The following is a 24402-nucleotide window of genomic DNA, read 5'->3' as shown; positions in this document are numbered from 1 at the left end:
TGCAGAATTAACAAAGGTACGTTGTTGGGCTTCAGCCCTCTTTAGGCGTATATATAAAGAGGGCTCGCATCCCAACAACGTACCTAATTCTCTGATGACTGTAAAACCACCTTGGGTTTCGCCTGTATAGACGCGGTTTCTAACCGCCCAGTCTTCCAATATGCTAATCTTAAATCCAATCTCAAATCTAAAATCCAAAATCTAAAATCAAAATATGCCATCTTTAGTAGCAGAAGATTGGGGATATAAATTTAGTGGCGATCGCACAATTAGTAAATTTATTGGTCAAGTTGAAGGAGAAGCGGCTTTAGCGAAATATTGCGATTGGGAATGCAGAGATCGGGCGGAAGTTGTGATGTCGGAAATAGCCGGTAAATCCCCCAGTCTTTTCTACGTGCGGCGCCAAAAGGTAAATGAGAGATTTTCTGAAGAGGAAATCTGGGAGTTGATTCTTGCTACCGATGGAGATGATTTTGAATTACCCGAATTGCTGCAAAAAGCCGTGAAGCGAAGCTATCCCGAAGGGAATCGCACTTTACGCTTGTTAGCAACTGTACGGATAGAAGACGGAATCGGCGGGTTGAAACTGCTGGATGCTGGTTTGGTGGCGCTTCCTAGAGGTAGAAAAGATGGCTATGCTTTGCCGGTACAGTTGCGACTTTTGCCGAAAAGTAGATCGCCAATTCCTGCAAAGTCGATCGCCCGCGTCCAACAAATGCCATTTTGGGACGAGAGACACATACCAACAACCGAACAATTAAAAGTTTGGCACACTTTCTTAAATGTCGAAAAACGCATCGCCGAAGCGCGTCAATTTTGTGTACCTTTCCGCGCGCATAACTATGGTTCCGGCTTCAAAATCGTTACTTTTGAAATCGATCGCAATTCGGCAACTCTTGACGGCTACGAGGAGAATCCCTTACAAGTCGGCGACTTTCGCGAAAGGCTGAAACAAGCCAGAAATGAAGACATTATTTTGTTTGATTCGCCGCCGGGAAGCAGAAGCAGCCGCGATGGCGAGACTTTGGGTAGCATTGCGGAAATTGAATTTGAACGTGGTATGTTACGGATTAAGTTGGATGTTGATTTGGGCGATCGCATGGCGGGCGGCCGATATCAACTTCCCAAACAAGGATTTTTGTATTTCGAGGCGGCGGGGGATATCAGTCAGATCGATCGCAAAAAGAAAGCTTTAAAGATGCTGGCGGATGGCCGCGCTCAAAATCCCTATTTAAGCGAGTTTTTATTTGACTCTTCCGAGGCGAGAATTCCCGACAAGCTGGTAAAATTGGATCGGGAAAATTTATTAAATCGCAATGCTAACGACGATCAACTCGCTGCCGTAGAAATGGTGCTTTCGGCGCGGGATTTAATTTTGATTCAAGGGCCGCCAGGAACCGGGAAAACGACGGTGATTGCGGAAATTTGCTATCAAATTGCGCGTCAGGGCGGGAAAACTTTGATTGCTTCTCAGGCAAATTTAGCCGTTGATAATGCTTTGAGTCGGTTGGTTCACAATCCGGCAATTCGGGCTTTGCGAAAGGGAAAAGCCCATAAGGTACAGGAGGAAGGCCAGCCGTTTTTAGAGGAAAATGCGATCGGCACTTGGCTGCAAAATACGGCGACTGATTGCGAACAAAAACTGTCGCAGCGTCAGATTAATGTCACATCTTTACAGCGGTTGCTGGCAGATTTCGACAGATTTAATGCCTACTCGGCCGCCGAGAGAGCTTTTTTTAAGGAACAAAAATACCTGCACGACGGGAAGGCGGAGGTTGAGGAAAAGTTGACCGCGCAATCAGCAGCGTATCAATTAAGTTTAACTGCTAAAAGCGAGATTGCGTCTTTGGTTGATGGGCTGGCAAATTTACTGGCGGCGCCGGAGATTAACTGGGAATCTTCAGAAGTTTCCGAGTTTATGCCGAAACTAAAACCTTATTCTGAAGGCAATGTTTTAGTCGAAAACTTTATGGCAAATGTGCGGATTTGCGTCAACCATACTATTCAAATAGGATTGGATCGCCCTAGTTGCGGTGCATTTGGGATTGCGGTTTGGCTGCGGGAAACTGTAGCACCGCAATTATCCGAATTTGAGACGGCGGGCGATCGCGCCCAGGAAGTTTGTCACGCGATGTCAGGAGTTGCGGAGTCGCTGCGGGCGTCGCGGCAGTTGTCGGATGCGGTGAATCAACTCGAGTTGGGCGACAAGCAAAATCAGACACACCGCCACAATCTCGAACAGAAAATCAGTAATTTGGAACTGCGAAAAGCGGAAATTGCCGCCGTGGTTGTCGCCGTTGCAGAGTGGATTGAGACGGCGGATACGCGACTTTATACTGTTGTGAAAGCTTGCTGGGAAACGGGCGCAATGCTGACGGATGATATGGTAGAATTGCCCGCAGGACTTTTGAAAATTGCCCGATCGCTCAAATTGCCGATCGTCCCGCCGAAGTGTAAAGTCAGTTTGCCCGATTTGGAAAGACTGCAAAAGGCGATCGCCCATGAAGCCAGCGCGGGTTTCAAGGACATTCAAGGGCAGCAGTTCCGGTTTAGCGAGTTTTTGCACCTAAATTTGACTCAAATGCCGATCGTGCTCGCTGCGGGCGATCGGGCGCAATGGCAACAACTAGCCAAAGACTTCGCCAGCTATTCCCAAGTTAGTCAAAGTCAGCGCAAATTCATCCTCGAAAAAGCTGACACTTTCTTAGCTAACATCCAACAATTTTACAGTCAATCATTGCAGCCAAATCAAATTCAAGAAACCTTCGATCGGCTACTCAAAGAATTGCTGCATACTATTCTCGGAAACGCCCGCCAGTGCATAGTTCCCCTGAAAACCGAAACCGAACAACAACTAATTAAGCAGCAACAGTTATTAGATAAAATCGGTCAAACCGTCAGCCAGCAGCAAATATCCGCCGCCCAAGTTCAAGTAGAAGCCGCGCAGCAAGAAGCGAACTTAAAAATTAGCGAAGTTACGAATCAATTGCAAGCAATTGTAGAACAGTCAAAGGTTCCAGACAAGTTGCGGATTCTCGCCCAACAATATCTCGCGCAAAAGTCGAATATTTGGGAACAACCGCAGCAGTTTTTCAAGCAAGTTGATAGTTGGAAAACCAGTGTGATTCAGCTTAAAAAATCCCTGGCTGACTTAGATCCGTTCGGGATTTTGGAAGTTGTCAAAACTACTCTTGACGAGCAATTATCCCCACTGCAAATTGCCGCTACAACTGCACAGGAGGAACTCGCGACACTTCAAACAGAATTGAGCGAGATTACGGCTAAACTGCAACAGCAACAACCAGCGCCAGAATTAATCGTAGAGAGAAGTTGGTGGGAATCAGCATGGCAAAATATCCCGACTAAATACCAAATAGAAGTTCCCAGTACCGGATTATTCAGCGTAGATTTTTTAAGTAAAATCAAGCGTTTATTCAAGCATTGGCAGCGAGAATTAGAACGAGAAGAAACTGCCCTCAATCGTTCTCAAAACTTCGTCACAGATTGGATTGAAAAACTCCGCCATCCGTCAGAAAAAGACCGTCAAGATTTAAAGCAAATTTATATTGACAACGCGAACGTCATCGGCATTACCTGCGTGCAAGCTGCCAGCTTTGATTTTAGCAAAAACTTTCCCAGCTTTGATGCAGTCATCATTGACGAAGTTAGTAAATGCACTCCGCCAGAGTTATTAATCCCCGCCTTGAAGGGCAGAAAATTAGTATTAGTGGGCGATCACAGGCAATTGCCGCCGATGTTTAATCAAAGTACGATCGATGATATTGCCGAAGACATCGGTTGTACCGGAGACGAACTTAGCTTTATCAAAGAATCGCTGTTCAAAATATTGTTTGAAAAAGCTGACGACGGTATTAAAAAAATGCTGACAACTCAATACCGAATGCACCCGCAAATCATGGGCGCAATCAATCAGTTTTACCAGCAAAAGCTCAACTGCGGGATTTTGGAAGCAGACACGAGACGCGCGCACCATCTCGCAGGTGACACCATCAAAGAAAACAATCACATCCTGTGGGTGAAAACGCCCGTGGGACAAGGGTTTGAGGAGGGGAAACAGGGTACTTCGCGGTTGAATGTCAAGGAAATAGATGCGATCGAGCTTTTGTGCGAACAGATGGAAACCGCTTGGCGGCCTAAAATGGTAGAGGGTGAACCGCCGAAGGAAATCGGGATTATCACTTTTTACGGTGCTCAATTGAACGCAATTAAAGATAGAATCGCCGCCGAAAGATTCCCATCTTTGAGTATCCGCACTGGTACAGTTGACATCTTTCAAGGAATGGAAAGACCTGTGATTATTGTCAGCACTGTGTGCAATAATATTAGAGGCGATATTGGATTTGCTAAGGAACCGGAACGGGTGAATGTGGCTTTTTCTCGCGCTCAAGAATTGTTAATAGTTGTCGGCTGTCACGATTTATTTACGCAACAAACAGGTACTGTCGGAAAAATGTATCAGGAAGTTTCAAAAACGGTGCGTCACTGCGGAGGTTTTGTAGATGTTGCTAGCATCCTCAGCTAAACAAATTGATGCGAATTTAAGTTCGCTAGCGGCACAAATTGAGCAACAAAACCCTGATTTGTCGGTGTTGGTGGCGCGTGAATTCCGCTTTGCAATTCGCCAAACTCCGCTGGAGGTGACGATTAGCGAACCTCGCGAGTTTAATGTATTGGAAGAGTTCATTTTGCGGGCGGGTGTGGAGTTCGATCCTGCGCCAACTTTGCAGGAGTTGGCGGATTTGTTGGGGTTGGATCGGGTTTTTGTGAAGACTGCGGCGACGAATTTGGTTAATTTGGAGATTTTGGAGGTGGCGGAAAATGGTAAAATTGCGATCGCGAATCCCGCCCTTACGGGGGCTACGCCAACGAAGACGATCGCACCTCTAGGCGAAGATTTTTTTGATAAAGGTGCAGTTAGTCGATCGCAAATCCAATCAATCTACGCCATTTCCGATCCATTAAACCAAACTCTCACCTTCAAATTCGACGCTGTAGCAGCAGAATCAATCAACTTACCAGATTTAGCAGACTTCGTATCCCTCGAACATAAAATTACCGACCTTGCGGATTTAAGCATAACAGAAATCCAGCCGCTGATCCAAGCTTCCGGCTTAGGGATTCACGTCCCCGAAAACGGCAAAATCGTCTCTCAGTGCGATGTCATCGGTGATGATTTGGATATTTGGCAAATTGTATCAGTTTTTGTGTTGCAGGATGCGATCGAAAATAAAACTACCATCCAACTCCGACAGGGAAAGCACATATTAGAAACAGCCTCAAACTTGCTAAACGAACTCGAATCCCAACAAAAATTTTCCTTAAACGACTTGTGTAAATTAACCGAAGAAGATGTTATTTTGGAAGAACCAGAAATAATTGCTACTCCAAAAACTCGGAAATCGGCAGCTAAGAAGAAAGGCAAGGAAACGATATGATCGGGACTAAAAAAGACTTTATATCAATTCCGGCTGCGCCGGAATGACAAGCGAGGAGACGGCAGTGCCGTGTCCCTACGCCAGATTAATTGTAGGGAAACGGCACTGCCGTCTCCTGATTTTGGGTAATATTAATTCCGATGTAACCCGAATTGATATTAGTCCTGATTAACCAACAAATGAGGTAATTGTGCAATGGATAAACTAGCTCAATACCGTCAATACGTTCAGACATTAATCACCCGTTATGCCGAAGATGATGTTTCCGATGATGAAGTCGAAGTGCAACTTATCTGCGACACAGAACGAGATCATTATCAGTGGATGAATGTCGGCTGGGAACACCTTAACCGAATTTATCGAAGCATCATTCACATTGACATCAAAGATGGAAAAATCTGGCTTCAGCAAAATTTAACCGACCAAAATCCAGCGGAGGAATTAGTTGCAATGGGAGTGCCAAGAGAGGATATTGTTTTGGGATTGCAACCCCCATACAAACGACCGTATACTGACTACGGTGTAGCGTAAATAGTTGACAGTTGACAGTTGACAGTTGACAGTTGACCCCTTCGACTACGCTCAGGGCACAGCAGTTGACAGTCTATTCTTATGGTGCGCCAGTCTTAAGATTACTAAAAAAACTTAGGGTTTCCCTACTGACCGAATAGCAGGGGTTTGAAGCACCAGCATGAAGGCAGATTGTGATAAGAACGGAGTTTAAATCTCCATTCTTATCAATTCGCTGTCAACTGTCAACTGTCAACTGTCAACTGTTTATTGAGCCTTAACGCATTTCAGCATCCGCAAAGTAGCCGCGGCTGCGTAATTGCGCTTTGCAGAATCATCGGGAGCAAAACGAGTTCCAACTTCGTTAACAGCGGAAGCAACAGAACAATAAGCAGACATTTGAGTAATAATCGCAGCAGCCCAATGATTTTGAGTGTCTGAAAAAGTTTTAGGCGGTTCTTTTCCAACTAAATTTGGCTGCATTCCCCGCGCCGACAAACCAAATTCTGATGCTCTCCGCAGCACCGCCATCAATTCAGCGCGAGTCACTGACTGCATGGGTTTAAAAGTTCCATCTTGATAGCCACTAACTATTTTATTGTCCCGCGCAAATTGCACTTTTCCGGCACTCCAGCGCGTGCTATCAACGTCGCTATAAGGACGAGTAGAAACATTGTTAGGAAATGTGATGTTAGCACCTTGGATTCCTTTCAATGATTCCAATACTAAAGATACCAATTGCTCTCGCGTAACGGCAAGCTGCGGCCGAAATGTATTATCTTGAGCAAAGCCGGCGACAAACCCAAGGCCCACAGCTTCTTTAATTTCGGAAGCGTAGATATCGCTAGCAATATCTCCGAATGTAGAAGAGCCAGTATTGCCTCCGGTATTTCCTCCGGTATTTCCGCCAGTATTACCTCCGGTATTTCCGCCAGTATTTCCGCCAGTATTTCCGCCAGTATTTCCGATTTGTCCCGGTGCGGCTTGACTGCTAGTGAAATAAAAGTGACCTAATACTTTCCCTTGATAAGTTCTTTTACTAAAGCGCCAAGCGGGATCGAGAGTGATTTTCATAAAGCCGTTAGTATTGCCGTTGGTGCGGCCGATAATTATCGGTTGAGCGTTAGGATCGCTGGGAATTCCCATTAATACCACATTGCCATCAACATTTTGCAATATTAGGCTGTATTTTAATGCTAAATCGGTGCCGGCCATGCGAATGGAAAAGCCGTTGCTGTCTGTGGCGCGGCCGCAAATGCCGGTGAAGTCAAAAGTAGCTAATAACGGATCGACTGTCACGGGATTAGAACCGCTTTCGCTCCAGCACTTCCGTCTGTCTGTGACTTGTTCTACAATAAGCAATTGGTAGCCGGTCAAACCGCCCGGTTGGGCGATCGCAATTACTCGATCTTGGTTAATTTCGGTTTCGTCAAAAGTATATGCTTTCGCCGGAGCGATCGCCCCGAGTGTTAAAATTGCTGAACCGACAAAGGCGGCCGCTGCTCGTACCAGTGAATGTTTCATAGTTTTTCCCTATTTACCCCTTATTTTGGTCAGACATCTCTAGAAGATGAAAAGGTCGCGGTCTTAAGACAACAAGATAGAATTTTACCATTTGTTGTTCCAGCGATCTCAAGTGCGATCGACTCCGGTTAGATCGGATGATATCGTTTCCGGTTGCATCGGAATGATTTAACCGCAGAGGGCGCAGAGGGCACAGAGAGAGAATAGAGAGATTAATACAGGACGATGCTACCGGATTTGATATGATACTGCAATGCGATCGTTAATGCGGTGTTACGATCGCGAGCTCTTAAGCTCGCACTATAGGAAACATATTATTATTCGGATGCCTGTGGAAACGATATTTATTGCCAGAAAGAGCGCAACATACAAAAAAAACGGTGCGTTAACAAGCCTGTAACGCACCCTAAAACAAATATTGAAAACGTGCTTTCTCTAGCTAGCGGAACATACTGCTAACAGAACTATCTTCGTGAATCCGCCAAATAGTTTCGCCCAGCAAATTCGCTACCGAAAGCACCGTCAACTGCTTGAATCGGTTCTCTTCAGGTACGGGAATTGTATTTGTAACAATTACCTCTTCCAAAACTCCGCTAGACAAACGCTCGATCGCCGGAGGTGAAAAAACCGCATGAGTAGCACAAGCATATACCTGTCTCGCACCCTGGCGGCGCAACAATCTCGCGCCTTCGGTAATCGTCCCCGCAGTATCGATCATGTCGTCCACCAACACGGCAGTTTTGCCTTTGACATCCCCGATGACGTTCATCACTTCAGCGACGTTGTGAGCTTGGCGGCGCTTGTCAATAATTGCTAGGGGAGCATCGCCAAGCTTTTTCGCAAAAGATCTCGCCCTGGCGACTCCGCCCACATCCGGCGAAACGACGACAATATCTGTCAACTTCTTGCTCGCGAGATAATCCAACAGCACTGGCGAACCGTAAACATGATCGAAAGGAATGTCAAAATAACCTTGAATCTGAGCTGAGTGCAAATCCATCCCTAAAATGCGATTTGCTCCAGCTTCAGTAATCAAATTAGCTACCAACTTTGCAGTAATTGACTCTCTGCCGGCTGTTTTGCGATCGGCTCTAGCATAGCCGTAGTAAGGAATCACAGCAGTAACTTGTCTTGCTGAAGCGCGGCGACAAGCATCGATCATAATTAATAATTCCATGAGTCGATCGTTCACCGGACAGCAAGTAGGCTGAATCAAGTAAACATCGCAACCCCGAATCGATTCTTGAATTTGAACGTAGAGTTCCCCATCAGCGAACCGCTTGCGAACCATCGGCCCCAAATCGATCCCCAAATAGCGAGCCACCTCTTGGGCGAGGGGAACATTAGCAGAACCGGAGAACAGCCGCAGACGGTCGTGAGCGGAAACCGGCGGCTCGGGAAACGGAAGCGGTAAAGTAGCAGAACGGATCACAGCAGGCCTCTTGCAAGACGTTTATTTAACCGCCATCTTACCATCGGAAATTAGAAATGTTCAGCCAATATTTGGAGAGATTTAACTTTCGGGGCGGCCGCAAGTGTTAACTTAGGCGAACTGAATAGAAGTTGCACAAATATGTCGGATAAACAGGGTTTATGGCTGGCTGTGTGCAGGCAGAAGCGCGATCGCACTTCTGTCTCAATACGGTTCACTTAAGGTTTGTTTGTCATTGCTGTCCTCGCGACGCAAACGAGCGCGTCTGTTTGTCACATTCTTTTTCCCCGTGGACTATCAGTGAACCGTATTGACTTCTGTCTGTGCGTCTCAAAATTGTGCCGACAGTCTATTTGGGGCCCAGACTTGAAGTGCAGCCGCTCAAAATTCGGTCAAAGGCCGAAAGCCACCGGCTTCAAGGTGATAAAAATGCCACCAACAGGCAATAAACTTGCAAAATACTGTAAAAAAAGTTAAGAATCGGAAGCATACTCCTGATTTTTGATATAGCAAAGCAAGGTAAAAATCGATGAGCTTAAGAGAACGGATTGACGCAGAAATCAAAGCAGCGATGAAGTCCAAGGACAAAGTTCGCTTGGAAACTGTTCGCGGCATCAAGAAAGTTATTCTGGAAAAAGAAGTCAGCCTCCGTCCCTCGGGGCAAGAGACGCTGACAGAAGCTCAAGAATTGGAAATTTTGATGCAGATAGCGAAACAGCGCCGGGATTCGATCGACCAATACCGCAAAGGTGGCCGCGAGGACTTAGTGGCACAGGAGGAGGCGGAGTTGGCAATTCTGGAAGAGTATTTGCCGGCGCAGATGTCTGACGAAGAGGTAAGTCAAGTGGTTGACGAGGTGATTGCTTCGGTGGGCGCTACTTCTGCCAAAGATATGGGCAAGGTGATGGGCAAGGCTATGCAGCAGCTTAAGGGCAAAGCAGACGGTAACAGAATTCAAGAGATGGTAAAAGCAAAGCTTAACAGTTGACAGTTGACAGTGGACAGTTGACAGTTGGTAGAAGTCATTAGTCAGCAGTCAACAGTCAGCAGTCAGCAGTCAGCAGTCAACAGTCAACAGTCAACAGTCAACAGTCAACAGTCAACAGTCAGCGGTCATTAGGAAGAATGTAGCAGCCTGCTAATTTTTCGCCTTTGCGATCGCCCAAAAAAACCGCAACTATGGGGCAAACCCCTCCGGGGGAACCCCTGATTTTCGATCGCCCGCTTGCGCCTAATTTCTCAAAGTTGCTCAAAAAGAAGTAAAATGCTAACTTTCATCGGGACTGGGAACTACAGACAGTGAAGTACGATCTTGAGCATTAAAGATTTAACATTCTAAGTCTGCCAGCGATCGTCTATTTTTTGACAGTTTCTACTTAAACTTATGCAGCCACCTATTGCTATTGGAACTCTCCTACAAAACCGCTACCGCTTGGTGAATATTTTAGGTCAAGGGGGATTTGGCCGGACTTATTTAGTAGAAGACGAGGGGCGGTTTAAAGAACGCTGCGCCCTCAAGGAATTGATTCCGATGCAAAGCGGGCCTTACGTTTTGGAAAAATCGAAGGAATTGTTTCAAAGAGAGGCGGCAATACTTTACCAAATTGCCCACCCGCAAATTCCCCAGTTTCGGGCAATATTTGAAGAGAATCAACGTTTGTTTTTAGTGCAGGATTACGTGGAAGGGATGACTTACCGCGAACTGTTGCTCGATCCTTCTACAAGCCGCACTTTCAGTGAAGCAGAAGTCTTAATATTTATCCGGCAAATGCTGCCGGTACTGGCTCACATCCACGCCCGGGGCATCATCCACCGCGATATCTCGCCAGAAAATATCATCCTCCGTGAAAACGATAAGTTGCCGGTACTGATTGACTTTGGAGTGGTGAAAGAACTCGCTACCAAAGTTCAGTCTCCCGAAGGAACAGCCCACGCGACAACTGTGGGTAAAATTGGCTACGCGCCGATGGAACAATTGCAAAGCGGGCGCGCAACGGCCAGCAGTGACCTGTATGCTTTAGCTGTAACGGCGATCGTCCTGCTGACGGGCAAAGAACCGCAGGAATTGCTGGATCAAACAACGCTACAGTGGAATTGGCAGCAGCAAGTACAGGTGAGCGCTGGTTTGGCTTTGGTGCTGAATCGGATGTTAAATCGCTCTCCGGGCGATCGATATCAATCTGTCAGCGAAGTCGCTCAAGCACTCGACACCCAAACTAATTCTAACCCTCAATCTAACGCGCCAACTGCACCACCAGCATCAGCAGTCGTCCAGTCAAATCCTTCGCTAATCGCAACGGTAGCCGTGGGGAGACCACTCGAATCCGAGCCGGTGGTGCCCCTAAGTCCCGGCCCGCAAAACCAGCCAGATCCGCTAATTGAGCCTGCTGGTGGCTCTTTGTGGGATAATCCGGTTGCTGCGATCGGACTGCTAACAGGCTTAGTCATCTTGACAGGCTTCGGTTCCTGGGCATTAGTAGGCTCATTTCTCAACAGCAAACCGAAGCCCACAGCCACTCCGACAGCGCCATCAGTCATAACTCCGACGCCGAGACTAACTCCGCTTCCAACCCCGGAACCTTTGCCAACTCCAACCCCGGAACCTTTACCAAGCCCAACTCCAGAACCTTCGCCAAGCCCAACTCCAGAACCTTCGCCGGAAATCACACCAGAACCTTCGCCGGAAATCACCCCAGAACCTTCGCCGGAAATCACACCATCGCTACCACCTGAACCAACGCCAGCGCCAGAACCCACGCCAACACCAGAACCGACTCCCGCGCCGACTCCCGCGCCCAAACCGACACCCGCGCCAACTCCCGCGCCGAAACCCACACCCGCGCCGACTCCCGCGCCGAAACCCACACCCGCGCCGACTCCCGCACCCAAACCGACTCCCGCACCAACTCCCGCACCAACTCCTGCACCAACTCCTGCGCCGTCACCAACTCCTGCGCCGTCACCAACTCCTGCGCCGTCACCAACTCCTGCGCCGGAACCCGCGCCGTCACCAACTCCTGCGCCGGAACCCGCACCGACTCCTGCGCCTTCACCCTAGTTCTGGCAAAATTCCTCTAGACTTAAGTTGAAGCCAATTACTTACTAGCTTTTGCCAATGAACTCGCTGCTGATTGCTGGAACTGATACTGACGCGGGCAAAACTGTTTTGACCAGTGCTCTGGCTGCTTATTGGCAAATGTATTTTCCCGATCGCAGTTTGGGAATTATGAAGCTGTTGCAAACCGGCACGGGCGATCGAGAACTCTACACCCGTTTATTTAGCCTCGACCAATCCCCCGAAGAACTCAATCCGCTGCACTTTAGCGCGCCTCTAGCACCACCGATTTCTGCCGAACGCGAGGGGAGAGCGATCGAACTCGAAAAGGTCTGGACGGCGCTGCAAAGCCTCACTGAGCGCAAGAATTTTGTGCTGGTGGAGGCTTTGGGAGGGCTGGGTTCCCCTGTAACGCGGGAACTGACGGTGGCGGATATTGCCCGAGATTGGCGGCTGAGGGGCGTTTTGGTGGTACCTGTGAGGTTAGGTGCGATCGGGCAAGCTGTAGCGAATGTTGCCCTCGCCAGACACACGGGCTTTCAGCTTAGAGGCATTGTCCTTAATTGCCCTCAAGCTTGTTCCGAACAAGAAATTGCCGATTTTGCGCCGATCGATTTAATCGAGTCTCTGACTCAAATTCCAGTGTTGGGTACTTTGCCACATTTAGACGATCCAAATGACTTGACAAAATTAGCAGCATCAGCATCAGAATTAGATTTAGAGCGGTTGTTACATGGAGTTAATTTGGTTTCTCAGACTGCTAAATAACCCCATTCTCAACACCTCTGTTGCTCAATCTTCTCTTTCTCTGTGTACTCTGCGCCCTCTGTGGTAAAACATCTTAGATTCTGTGTACTCTGCGCCCTCTGTGGTAAAACATCTTAGATTTTATTTTAACCGCAGAGAGCGCAGAGAGCGCAGAGAAGGAAAAGAGAGTTTTACAAATTATTTAACTGGTTCCCAGGTAAAGAGTAAAACGAGTAAACAACTAACAAATAACAACTAACAAATAACAACTAATATGGTTTCTACTGTACCGAATTTAACCGATTTCGATTTATCTCAGTTGCGGCTGGAGATTAGAAGTTTGCAGCCTCAGCTAGTCGAATGGCGCCGCCGCTTGCACCAAAAACCGGAGTTGGGTTTTGATGAGAATTTAACAGCCCAGTTTATCTCGCAAAAGTTGCAGGAATGGGGAATTGAGCATGAAACTAATATTGCTAAAACGGGTGTTGTCGCAACTATTGACAGCGGGAAGCCGGGGCGAGTTTTGGCAATTCGAGCGGATATGGATGCTTTGCCGATTCAAGAGGAAAATGAGGTGGATTATCGATCGCAGCATGATGGTATTATGCACGCTTGCGGTCACGACGGTCATACTGCGATCGCCCTCGGGACAGTTTGTTATCTCGCCAAGCACAAACACAGCTTTTCGGGTAAGGTAAAATTCATTTTTCAGCCCGCCGAAGAAGGCCCGGGTGGCGCCAAACCGATGATTGAAGCCGGAGTTTTGCAGAATCCTGACGTTGAGGCGATCGTCGGCTTGCATTTGTGGAACAATCTACCATTAGGCACTGTAGGCGTCCGCAGCGGCGCCCTGATGGCGGCTGTAGAAGTTTTTGACTGCACGATTTTTGGCAAGGGCGGGCACGGTGGAATGCCACACCAGACTGTAGATGCGATCGTCGTTACAGCCCAAATTGTCAGCGCCCTACAGGCAATTGTCGCACGGAACGTTAACCCGATCGACTCAGCGGTAGTCACAGTCGGCAAATTCCACGCAGGGCACACCCACAACGTCATCGCCAACACCGCCCAAATCGGCGGCACCGTGCGCTATTTCAATCCCACATATCAAGGTTATTTCTCTAAGCGAATCGAGCAAGTAATTGCCGGAATTTGTCAGAGTCACGGCGCCAATTACCAACTAGATTATTCTTCGATTTATCCACCAGTTATCAACGATTCCAGCATGGCTGACTTAGTACGCAGCGTGGCTGAATCCGTTGTGGAAACTCCTGCGGGAATAGTCCCAGAATGTCAAACAATGGGCGGGGAGGATATGTCATTCTTTTTGCAAGAAATCCCCGGCTGCTATTTCTTTTTAGGTTCCGCAAATCCAGAGAAAAACTTGGCTTACCCGCACCACCACCCGCGTTTTGATTTTGATGAAACTGCGTTGGGGATGGGTGTAGAAATGTTTGTGAGGTGCGTAGAAAAATTCTGTGGTTAGAGTAGAGTCGGCGGTTGAAACCGCGTCTATACAAACAAAACCTGCCTCCGCAGGTTGAAGAATGAAAGGTTAAAATTATGTTATTCAGCAATTAGACTCGGCGGTTGAAACCGCGTCTATACAAATAAAACCTGCCTCCGCAGGTTGAAGAATGAAAGGTTGAAATTATGTTATTCAGCAATTAGACTCGGCGGTTGAAACCGCGTCTATACAAATAAAACCTGCCTCCGCAGGTTGAAGAATGAAAGGTTAAAATTATGTTATTCAGTCCGCGAAGGCGGACTTTGTTTGTGTAGACGCGGTTTCAACCGCCGACTCTAACGAACCGGGTTATCTCGTTTGAAAGATATTCTGCACCATTTTCTTATCCACACTCGCCGCCGCCTTATCCAATTCTGCAATCTCCCCCGAATTCAACTCCCAGCCCAAAGCACCAATATTATCCATCGCCTGCGCCGCCGATTTAGCCCCCGGAATCGGAATAGTTTCTTTGCAGATGCACCAGTTGATTGCTACCTGCGAAACAGTCTTGTTTCTGAACGCCGCTATTTCTCGCAAACAGCCCAAAAGCGATCGCATTCCCGGCAATAATTGCTTGCACGCCAAACCTCGGATACCTTTAGGAATAGAGCCATTTTCCGAATATTTTCCAGTCAGCAACCCCAAAGCTAAAGGACTGTAAGCAATCAATTTTATCCCCAATTCATCGCAAACATCTTTCAATCCAAGTTCTGTTACTGGATAAGTAGAAAGTAGCGAATATTGCACTTGTAAAGTCACAATAGGAACTTGGCGCGAACTAAATCTTTGATGCACCCATTTCAACCGTTTCGGCCCGTAATTAGATAAACCCACTCCCTTGACCAATCCTTGCTCGTAAAGGTCTGCCAAACCGTCCAAAAGAGCCCCCTCTTGCCAAGGTGCATAATTGGCTGTAGACCAGTGCATTTGCACCAAATCCACATTCTTTCCGAGGCGGGAAGCCGAGGCTTTTCCAGCAGATATCATGGATTGTCGCGTCAGTCTCCAAGGATAAGCCGCTAATTTTGTCGCTATACAAATATTGTCTTGATTTGCACCTTGATATTGTTGGGAAAACTGCCCCAAAAGTTGCTCGCTGCGTCCGTTTAATTTCCCGGTTCCGTAGGAATCACCTGTATCAAATAAGGTGACACCATTGTTAACGCAAAGATTGAACGCGGCTTGCAATTCTTCGTCCATACTTTCATCGTAACCCCAGAGTAATCTGTTACCCCAAGCCCAAGTGCCGCAGCCCATTTTTGGTAATACAATTTTTTGATTAGTTGACATTTTTATTGATGATTAATGATTGATATTAGTGTAAGCTATACTGAACAAGTGACCGGGGATGCTCGCACTCGTTCGTCGTTACCAAAGTATCTCACCAGCCCCTCACACGCGAGCGGGGACGGCACTAGGAAGAGACTGAGGAATGATATTAATGATATTATTTTCGCTTACATCCAAACAATAATTTTCCGCTCTTAAGTGCGAGCGTCCCCGCTCGCGTAACCTTCACTCCCCGCTCGCGTAACCTTCACTCCCCGCTCGCGTAACCTTCGCTCCCCGCTCGCGTAACCTTCACTCCCCGCTCGCGTAACCTTCGCTCGCCAGCGCTGCAATATCACGATGTAACCGGATTTGATATGAGGACTTTTTACTTTTTAGATGTGGCTGGTGAGGGCGAAGGTGGGCTGTTTTTTGTAGGTTGATTGGGCTTAGCTTTGGGGTCTGGTTTGGCTGGGGGCGGCGGAGGAAAAGTTGCCGCGCGTCTCGGTATTTGTAGCGCTGTGCGGAATGCAGAAGACGGGAAGAAGGCGCTAAATTGAGAAAGTCGATCGCCCATTGGTTCGGGTGCATCTTCCCACAAGCTTTCGTAGTAGAAGAAAGCGGCACCTAAGCCGTATTGTTGGACTGCTTGCACCTGGGATTTAATTTGCCCTATCGCTACTGGACGATTTCTTAAACCTGTCATAATCCCAACTCCAGTGGGAATTTTTTGCTGTGCTTCTCGCATTTCTGGACGGTTAATCTTGTCCACAAATGATTCTAGATTGGGACGGTACACTTGCACGATCAGTTCGTCGGCAATATCCAAACGCACCCAAGCCAGCCAATCTTGGAGGTGATGTTTGTAAGCAAATTCGTAGTAATTGGGAGAAATTGAGAAAATTGCCTTGGGTTTTGCTGCTTTGACGGCTTGATTTAGTTGGGACATAAAAGCGGTGATTTTATTAGCTCGCCACTTCACCCATGCTGCGTCTTGAGAGTCGGTTGGAGGTGCTTTTTTGGTTTCTTTGGTATACAAAGCCACTGTGTATTCGTCATAGCCAAATTCTGAGGGCAAACTCATATGGTCGTCGAATTGGATGCCGTCGGCGTTGTATTGGGTGGTGATTTCTAGTACGAGTTCGGTAATAAATTTCTGGACTTCGGGATGAAAGGGATTGAGCCAAACTACTTCGCCGCCTGCACCGTTTGATGTTTGACTGCCGTCTTGTTTTTGTGTCAGCCAATCGGGATTGTTTAAGGCTAATTCTGAGGTGGGAGGAGTCATAAAACCAAACTCAAACCAAGGAATTACTAGCAGCCCTTGACGGTGAGCTTGAGCGACTAAATCTCCGATCATATCTTGTCCGTCTAACCCTCTATAAACAAAGGGTTGAATGTCTCTTTGCTGGGCGACTGGGCTGGGATACATTGCATAGCCAGAGTTCCAGACTACGGGATAGATTGTGTTAAAATTTAATCGCTTTAATTGGCTGACAGCCTCGGCTACTTTGCGCCTATCTCTGAGGATGTCTTTGTCGTTTGTCGTCATCCAAACTCCGCGAATTTCTTGGCGGGGTTGCTGGGCGATCGCGCCGATCGCATTATTGACCAACAATACTATAATGAATGAGAGGGCAAACAGCAGTGGGAACAAACGTTTAATCGATCGCGACCAACTGCGAGGAATGATCCGTAATGTCATAATTGTGAATGGTGAGTTAGCTATCAAACACACCCCGGCATAATTTGGTGATAAAATTTGGTCGCTCTACAGTCTACAGCCATTTGTGCTGAATGTGCGATCGTACAATCGCTGAAAATCTGCGATGTAGGCGGGGGGTAAGTGAGAGCATTTTGTCAAAAGTGCTGGCCAATCTTAATTACACACCGCCAGCTCTCCTGACCGGACAGTCCTGTCTGCGGAAGTGCAAGTGCTGTACAATATCGGGGAAAGGAATATTTCGATCGAACATCTGTAATTGTGAAAGATTTAGTCTTAATTGGTGGCGGTCACAGTCATGCTATTGTATTGAAAATGTTCGGCATCAAACCGCTGCCCTCCGTGCGGTTGACTCTGATTAGCGATGTCCTGTACGCGCCCTATTCGGGGATGTTGCCGGGACACGTTGCCGGGTTTTACGATTATGATGAATGTCATATCGATTTGCGATCGCTCGCCGAATTTGCCGGGTGTCAAATATTGGTCGATCGGGCGATCGCGATCGACTTTAACAAAAATTTAGTAATTTGTCAAACCAGCCCTCCAATTAACTTTGACGTGCTGTCTGTGGATATCGGCAGCACTCCCGCGACTATATCAGTTCCAGGTGCGGCAGAATACGCAATTCCAGCTAAACCCGTACCGGAGTTTTTAGCTAGCTGGAATCAGTTAATCTCTGCAACGCAAAACTATCCAAAAAAACCTGTACGAATCGCGATTGTTGGTGGCGGCGCGGGCGGCGTAGAATTAGCATTGAATATGCAATCTCGTCTGGCGAAGGAAGAAGGAAGAAGGAAGAAGGAAGAAGGAAGAGGGAAGTCGGAAGAGGGAAGAAGGAAGAGGGAAGTCGGAAGAGGGAAGAAGGAAGAAGGAAGAGGGAAGAGGGAAGAAGAAAGAAGGAAGAAGGAAGAAGGAAGAGGGAAGAGGGAAGAGGGAAGAGGGAAGTTCGGTAGTGGATTTTGTAACGGATGGATTTTAAAGGAGAGAGGAAAGTTTAAGCAGGAAGAAGGATTAGAAATTCATTTGTTTCATAGCGGTGCTGAATTGATGCCTGCACATAACAAACGGGTTCGCCGCCGCCTGAAAGAAATTCTGATTAGTCGCGGCATTCAACTGCATCTAATGGAAAAAGTTAGTGCTATAGAAAAGCAAGAAATGATGGAAATAACATCCGATTCTCAATGCCCAATGCCCAATGCCCAATGCCTAATGCCCATTTACCAAATATACTGTGAATCTGGTTTGAAGATTGAGTGCGATCGCATTTTTTGGGTGACACAAGCATCCGCCGCCCATTGGATCGGAGAATCTGGTTTAGCAACTGACTCAAACGGCTTTATGCAAGTCAACGATTGCCTGCAATCAGTCTCTCACTCCAACGTATTTGGGGCTGGAGACATCGCGGCGATGGTTAATTATCCCCGTCCCAAAGCAGGGGTGTTTGCTGTGCGTCAGGGCAAACCGCTGTTTGAAAATTTGCAGCAGTTTTTATTGCAAAAACCGCTGAAACCCTTTGCACCGCAGGAGAAATATTTAGGCTTAATCGGTACTGGGAATAAAAGGGCGATCGCATCTCGCGGATCGTGGATGTGGGAATCAGCGCTACTGTGGTACTGGAAAGATTGGATCGATCGCCAATTCATGCAAAAATTCAGTAATCTACCCAAAAAACAGCAATAGTAAATCGAAATACATTCAACTATAATCTTCTCTTTTATTCTCTTACTCTGCGTACTCTGCGCTCTCTGCGGCTAATAAAAAAAGTTCATTTAGTTGACAGTTGACCGCTTGACAGTTGACAGGTAAACACAACTACCGTCAGAGGAGCGAGTGATTTCGTGGTTTGACTGCTCTTCTATCCAATCAGTACACCACGAAAGCCAGCATTTTGTCAAGACACCTGCTACAGATACATATCAAATCTGCATGGGATTTCCGATATTATGGCAGCGGGCGCTTTGAAAGTGCGATCGACTGAAGGAGGCACCCTTGGCACCCAGGAGACAAACCCCCCGTGTAGGCGCGCGATCGACTTTTTTAAGTTTATTGGCACTTTCGCGGAACATTACAGCTCAAACAAAATCAAAACTACTATAGATTAGAATTGGGAATCGGGAATTGGAAATCGGGAATTGCTTCCCATGACAACTATCAACCATCAACTATCAACTGTCAACTGTCAACTATCAACTGTCAACTGACTAATGACCTATTTTCGCTCTGCTTTAATTTTGACATTAGGTTTTTGGCTGCTACCGATAGCAGTGCGATCGCAATCTGTCGTTCCAGCGAATGACGGCACTAATACTGTTGTCAATCAGGAGCAAAATCGCTTAAACATTAGCGGCGGACAACTGTCGGGAAACGGCGCCAATCTCTTTCACAGCTTCAGCCAATTTAATCTCAGTGAAGGTCAAATCGCAAATTTTCTCACTAATCCAAATATTCAAAATATTTTAGGGCGGATTTCCGGTAGCAATATTTCCGTCATTAACGGTCTGATTTCTGTAAGCGGCGGCAACTCAAATTTATTCCTGATGAATCCGGCGGGAATTGTCTTTGGTCAAAATGCCAGATTAAACGTGCCTGGTTCTTTTTTGGCTACAACTGCTACAGGTATCGGTTTCGGCGATCGCTGGTTCAATTCTGCTGGAATTAATGATTATAAAGCTTTACTGGGAAATCCCAATCAATTTAATTTTAATAACTCACAAGTCGGTGCAATTGTAAATGCAGGAAGTTTGGCAGTTGGCAAGGGTCAAAATTTAACTTTGCTGGGCGGTACAGTAATTAATAGTGGGCAATTATCGGCGCCGGCCGGTCAAATTACGGTGGCTGCTGTTCCGGGACAAAATGCAGTCCGCATCAGTCAAACGGGTAACTTATTGAGTTTAGAAATTACTCCATCTTTGCCGTCAGAAAAATCTGCGATCGCCCCTGCTGCTACTTTACCTCAGTTGCTGACGGGCCCAGGAGTAGCGTCAGCCACAGGTTTAACAACCAACGCACAAGGTCAATTGGTACTGACGGGCGGCCAAACAGTGCCGATAAATGCCGGAAGTGCGATCGTCTCGGGTACTGTAAATGTATTTGCCCCTGCTGGCCAGACTGGCGGCACGGTAAATATTTTAGGCGAAAAAGTCGGATTGTTCGGCGCAAATATTAATGCTTCCGGGACTAACGGCGGAGGTGTTGTGCGCGTCGGAGGCGGTTTCCAGGGGCTCGAACCAGTGTTAAATGCCCAGGTAACTTATGTTAGTCCTGATTCTACGATCGCCACAAACGCGATCGACCGCGGCAACGGTGGCACAGCCGTAATTTGGTCAGACAATACCACTGGTTTCTTCGGCAATATTACTGCTCGCGGCGGCACTGCCAGCGGTAACGGCGGCACAGTCGAAGTTTCTGGCAAAAATGCTCTAACTTTCCAAGGACAGGTCGATACCCGCGCGCCTAACGGGGCGATCGGCAATTTGTTGCTCGATCCGGCAAATATTACCATCGTCAGCGGTAACGGCATTCCCAGCGCGCGATCGACCGGCGGGGAACTCCAAGCCACAGGATCGCCCGCTGAAACATCGATCTCAGACGCGCAGTTGGAACAGATGGCTGCCGGCAGCAACGTAGTTTTAGACACTCCGGGCTACATCACCGTCCAAGACTTGCCCGACAACCAACTTTCACTGCAAGCGAGAACCGGAGACAGCGTAACATTTAGAGCGGGCGGAGTGTTTTTTGTCAACGATCCCAAGGATTTAATCGAAACTCAAGGCGGCAACATCAACATTTTTGCCAGCAGCATCTCTCTGGGGCGGCTGAATGCAAACGGTGGCAATATTGCTCTCACTGCTAGCGGCATTGACTTCAGGGGCGGCAACAATTCTGTCAGCAGTGCGGGGGGAACAATTAGCTTGCAACCCAACGACGGCAGACAAATTCGGATTGGCGGCAGCGGGGATAATTTAGGGATTTTGGACTTAACGGCAACGGATATCGCTGCTTTGGCAGGGGATTTTGGCTCGATCGCGATCGGGCGTCCCAACAGCAGCTCGATCGCGATCGTCACACCCATTACCTTCAACAGTTCGCTGACACTTCAAGGCAACTCTATCGCGATCGACAATCCCCTAAGAACGACTGGCAGCGCTAGTTTGACTCTCGATGCGTCCCAAACTGCGATCGGCGCAAACATTTCGACATCCGGCGCCGATCTCACTTTGACAGGCAACTTCTCCCTAAATGCTGATGTAGCTTTGAGCACTCAAGCTAGGGGCAACATTCTGTTCTCCGGCAGCCTAGACGGAACTCGCGCCCTTAGACTTGACGCTCAGAGAGTGCTGTTCGGCGGTACAGTCGGTCAAGCTGCGCCCCTAGCTAGTTTGACTGTCAACGGCCGGAGTACCGAGCTATCCGGTGCGATCGCGACTGCGGGCAACATCACTTTCAACAGTGCCGTCACAGTCGATCGCACCGCCACCCTCGCCGCCAGTACCGGCAATATCACTTTTGCCAATACCCTCGACAGCACCCCGGGCGGCGCAAATAATTTGACCCTGCGCGCTGGTGGCAACATTACTTTTGGGGGTTCCGTCGGTCAAACTCAGAGCTTGGGCCAGCTCTCGGCTGACGCTCCTAGCATCACGGCGACTTCGAGAATTACCGCGCGCAATTTGACCCTAAACGCCCGAGATCCCGCTACCCTCGGAGGGGACAACGGGGCGGGTTTACCAGCCGATATCAACGCAGGAAACCTACTCTTAGAGGGCAATTTAAGGACGGATGGCGGCAGCATCAACCTGCAAGCAACTCGCGAGGTGAGGACTGGCAATATTACCTCCAACGGCGGGAGCATTCGAGTTGAGGGAAATACTGTTACTGCCGGTACGATCGACTCCTCATCAGCAACGGGAACAGGCGGCGCGATCGCACTCAAAAGCAATACCGGCCCTTTAACTGCCGGCTCTTTGAACGCTTCGGGAGCGATCGGCGGCAATATTGACCTCACCTCCCAAGCCGGAATTTCCGCTCTCGATCTCACCTCCCGAGGCACTCAGAGAAACGGTGGCACCGTCTCCCTCAGCGCGACAGGTAACATTCTGTTGGGTTTTATCGATGCTAGAGGCGGCAAACAAGACGGCACAGGTGGCAACGTTGATGTGACAACCCTTGGTTTATTTCGATCGAACAATGTTTTCACCGACGATATATCTGGCAATCTTTCCAGCAGTATTTCTACCGCCGGAAGTGCCAGAGGCGGCGCGATCGCAATTCGGCACGGCGGCGGTAGCAATCGACCATTTGTAGTTGGCGGCGCGATCGACAATGGAACCAAGGGAAGCATTAATTCTGGCGAGGGAAACACCATTTTCCCCAATCTTGCTTTTGGGGAAACTTACACCCAAGGAAGTTTACCAAATCTGATTTCCCTAATCGCACCAACTCCCGCAGCAACTCCCGCACCAACTCCAACTCCCGCACCAACTCCAACTCCCGCACCAACTCCCGCATCAACTCCCGCACCAACTCCAACTCCAGTGTCCGTAAATCCTGAGCCTGGGCGATCGCTTCCGGCATCTTTGCAAGTAGAATTGCGATCGCCAAATCGAGACAAGCATTCTCCAATTAGCCCGGATATTTTCACTCCTTCTCGCAGATACGATCCGGCAGGCTCGGGAGTGTTAGCATTTGAGAGAACCTTCACTCGCGAGTACGAAAAACATCTAAAACTGCCCGCCAGAACGCCGATAACTAATATGTCGGTAATTTACGAAACTCTTCGCAAAAACGAACAAATTACCCGCGTAAAATCGGCAATCATTTATATGAATTGGGTCAGCGGAACCAACGGGGCAGCGAAAGAAAATAGTTCGGTGCTGGTGGCAAGTAGGAATTTATCTAATGTATTTCCTACAATCAAAAACCTCACATCCGAGTCTTCTAGCTCCTTAGAAAACAAGTTAGGAAAGAGCCTCCAACCAGCCGACAAAGAAATTTCCGATGTTCCTAACGGGGAGCAGTTAGAATTAGTATTAGTCACAGCTAACGCTCAACCAATACGCATTTTAGTTCCCGCAATAACGCGTTGGCAGGTATTGCAACTGGCAGAATTCCTGCAAACCGAAATAACTAATCCCAGAAGAAGAAACAGCATCAGTTATTTGGATGCAGCCCAAAAACTTTATCGGTTGTTAATTGCGCCCATAGTCACAGAATTGGCAGCTTTAAAGATTGACAATTTAATTGTAATTCCGGCAGCAGGTTTGCGAAGCTTGCCCTTTGCTGCCCTTCACGATGGCAAACAATTTTTAGTAGAAAAATACAGCATTAGCGTCATCCCGAGTCTGAGTTTGACGGATACCCGCTACCAGAATATTGCTGACGATGAAGTTTTGGCGATGGGCGCGTCGGTATTTCAAGATAAAGCGCCATTACCGGCGGTACCGGTGGAGTTAGAGTCGATCGCGCCGCCGACGCGCGGAAAATCATTTTTGAATCAAGATTTTACCCTCAGAAACTTGCAAGCTCAGCGGACAAATCATCCGTTTGGTATCATTCATTTAGCAACTCACAGCGAATTCCAGCCCGGGCAACCGACTAATTCTTACATTCAATTGTGGGATACTAAGTTGCTCATCACTGAAATGCCGAAGTTGGGGTGGAATGAACCGCCAGTGAATCTCTTAGTTTTAAGCGCGTGCAGTACCGCTTTGGGCGACGAAGAGGCAGAGTTGGGGTTTGCCGGTTTGGCGGTAGCTAGCGGTGCGCGATCGGCTTTAGCGAGTTTGTGGGAAGTCAGCGACGAGGGAACTTTGGGGCTGATGACAGGGTTTTACCGGCAGTTGCGCGCCCCCAGACGCGAGGGGAATGTGACGATTAAAGCCGAGGCTTTGCGGCAAGCGCAATTGGAGATGCTGCGGGGGCGCGTGCGGATTCAAGACGGGCTGCTGCGAGTCGAAGGGCTTGCTTTACCTCTAATTTTGCCTCCGGAAATTGCCGCGCGGGGCGATCGAATCCTTTCCCATCCCTATTATTGGGCCGCCTTCACCATGATTGGCAATCCCTGGTAATTGGCGATTAGTGAGGTACGTAGTTGGGCTTTAGCCCTCTTAGGTACGTAGTTGGGCTTTAGCCCTCTTAGGTACGTAGTTGGGCTTTAGCCCTCTTAGGTACGTAGTTGGG

General features: G+C 48.0%; 13 protein-coding genes. 9 read left to right on the top strand and 4 right to left on the bottom strand.

Features of this window, described 5'->3' with window-relative positions:
- Positions 1–214 precede the first annotated feature (214 nt).
- The 3 genes from JGK16_RS04545 to JGK16_RS04535 all read left to right on the top strand — a co-directional run bounded on the left by JGK16_RS04545 (position 215) and on the right by JGK16_RS04535 (position 5987).
- Positions 215–4543, top strand: a complete 4329-nt coding sequence (locus JGK16_RS04545; RefSeq protein ID WP_293202826.1) for an AAA domain-containing protein — start codon at positions 215–217, stop codon at positions 4541–4543.
- Positions 4521–5456: a hypothetical protein gene (locus tag JGK16_RS04540; protein WP_293175796.1), complete on the top strand. Its 936-nt coding sequence runs from the start codon at positions 4521–4523 to the stop codon at positions 5454–5456. The genes JGK16_RS04545 and JGK16_RS04540 overlap by 23 nt, the downstream gene beginning before the upstream one ends.
- Positions 5457–5651: 195 nt before the next feature.
- Positions 5652–5987, top strand: coding sequence for a XisI protein (locus JGK16_RS04535; protein ID WP_293175798.1), 336 nt, complete (start codon positions 5652–5654; stop codon positions 5985–5987).
- A gap of 246 nt (positions 5988–6233) precedes the next feature.
- On the opposite strand, the gene JGK16_RS04530 is transcribed toward JGK16_RS04535, so the two are convergent.
- Together JGK16_RS04530 and JGK16_RS04525 are read right to left on the bottom strand one after the other, a co-directional pair.
- Positions 6234–7490, bottom strand: coding sequence for a DUF3747 domain-containing protein (locus JGK16_RS04530; RefSeq protein WP_293175800.1), 1257 nt, complete (start codon positions 7488–7490; stop codon positions 6234–6236).
- A 439-nt stretch (positions 7491–7929) separates the two neighbouring features.
- Positions 7930–8922, bottom strand: a complete 993-nt coding sequence (locus JGK16_RS04525; RefSeq protein WP_293175802.1) for a ribose-phosphate pyrophosphokinase — start codon at positions 8920–8922, stop codon at positions 7930–7932.
- Positions 8923–9451: 529 nt separating this feature from the next.
- Here JGK16_RS04525 and JGK16_RS04520 point away from each other — a divergent pair.
- The 4 genes from JGK16_RS04520 to JGK16_RS04505 all read left to right on the top strand — a co-directional run bounded on the left by JGK16_RS04520 (position 9452) and on the right by JGK16_RS04505 (position 14210).
- Positions 9452–9910, top strand: a complete 459-nt coding sequence (locus tag JGK16_RS04520) for a GatB/YqeY domain-containing protein (RefSeq protein WP_293175804.1) — start codon at positions 9452–9454, stop codon at positions 9908–9910.
- Between the two features lie 396 nt (positions 9911–10306).
- On the top strand, positions 10307–11980 hold the full coding sequence (locus tag JGK16_RS04515; protein WP_293189753.1) for a serine/threonine-protein kinase: 1674 nt from the start codon (positions 10307–10309) through the stop codon (positions 11978–11980).
- 57 nt (positions 11981–12037) lie between these two features.
- Positions 12038–12745 carry a dethiobiotin synthase gene (bioD, locus tag JGK16_RS04510; RefSeq protein WP_293189752.1) on the top strand — a complete coding sequence of 236 codons (708 nt, stop codon included), beginning with the start codon at positions 12038–12040 and terminating at the stop codon, positions 12743–12745.
- 253 nt (positions 12746–12998) lie between these two features.
- A complete protein-coding gene (locus tag JGK16_RS04505) occupies positions 12999–14210 on the top strand; it encodes a M20 family metallopeptidase (RefSeq protein ID WP_293193618.1) in 1212 nt (403 codons plus the stop codon).
- A gap of 330 nt (positions 14211–14540) precedes the next feature.
- Here JGK16_RS04505 and JGK16_RS04500 read toward each other — a convergent pair whose 3' ends face one another.
- Both JGK16_RS04500 and JGK16_RS04495 read right to left on the bottom strand, forming a co-directional pair.
- Positions 14541–15521: an aldo/keto reductase gene (locus tag JGK16_RS04500; protein ID WP_293175812.1), complete on the bottom strand. Its 981-nt coding sequence runs from the start codon at positions 15519–15521 to the stop codon at positions 14541–14543.
- A gap of 367 nt (positions 15522–15888) precedes the next feature.
- Positions 15889–17205 carry a glycoside hydrolase family 10 protein gene (locus JGK16_RS04495; protein ID WP_293193620.1) on the bottom strand — a complete coding sequence of 439 codons (1317 nt, stop codon included), beginning with the start codon at positions 17203–17205 and terminating at the stop codon, positions 15889–15891.
- A gap of 279 nt (positions 17206–17484) precedes the next feature.
- Between JGK16_RS04495 and JGK16_RS04490 the strand changes: the two genes are divergently transcribed.
- A complete protein-coding gene (locus JGK16_RS04490) occupies positions 17485–18903 on the top strand; it encodes an FAD-dependent oxidoreductase (RefSeq protein ID WP_293193622.1) in 1419 nt (472 codons plus the stop codon).
- 524 nt (positions 18904–19427) lie between these two features.
- Entirely contained in the window at positions 19428–24290 is a 4863-nt protein-coding gene (locus JGK16_RS04485; RefSeq protein ID WP_293193624.1) for a CHAT domain-containing protein, read from the top strand.
- Positions 24291–24402: the final 112 nt, after the last annotated feature.

Source organism: Microcoleus sp. PH2017_09_SFU_O_A (assembly GCF_020738625.1).
Taxonomy (GTDB): Bacteria; Cyanobacteriota; Cyanobacteriia; order Cyanobacteriales; family Microcoleaceae; genus Microcoleus.
The sequence above is the reverse complement of the archived record's forward strand: the minus strand, read 5'-3'. Positions and strand labels throughout refer to the sequence as shown.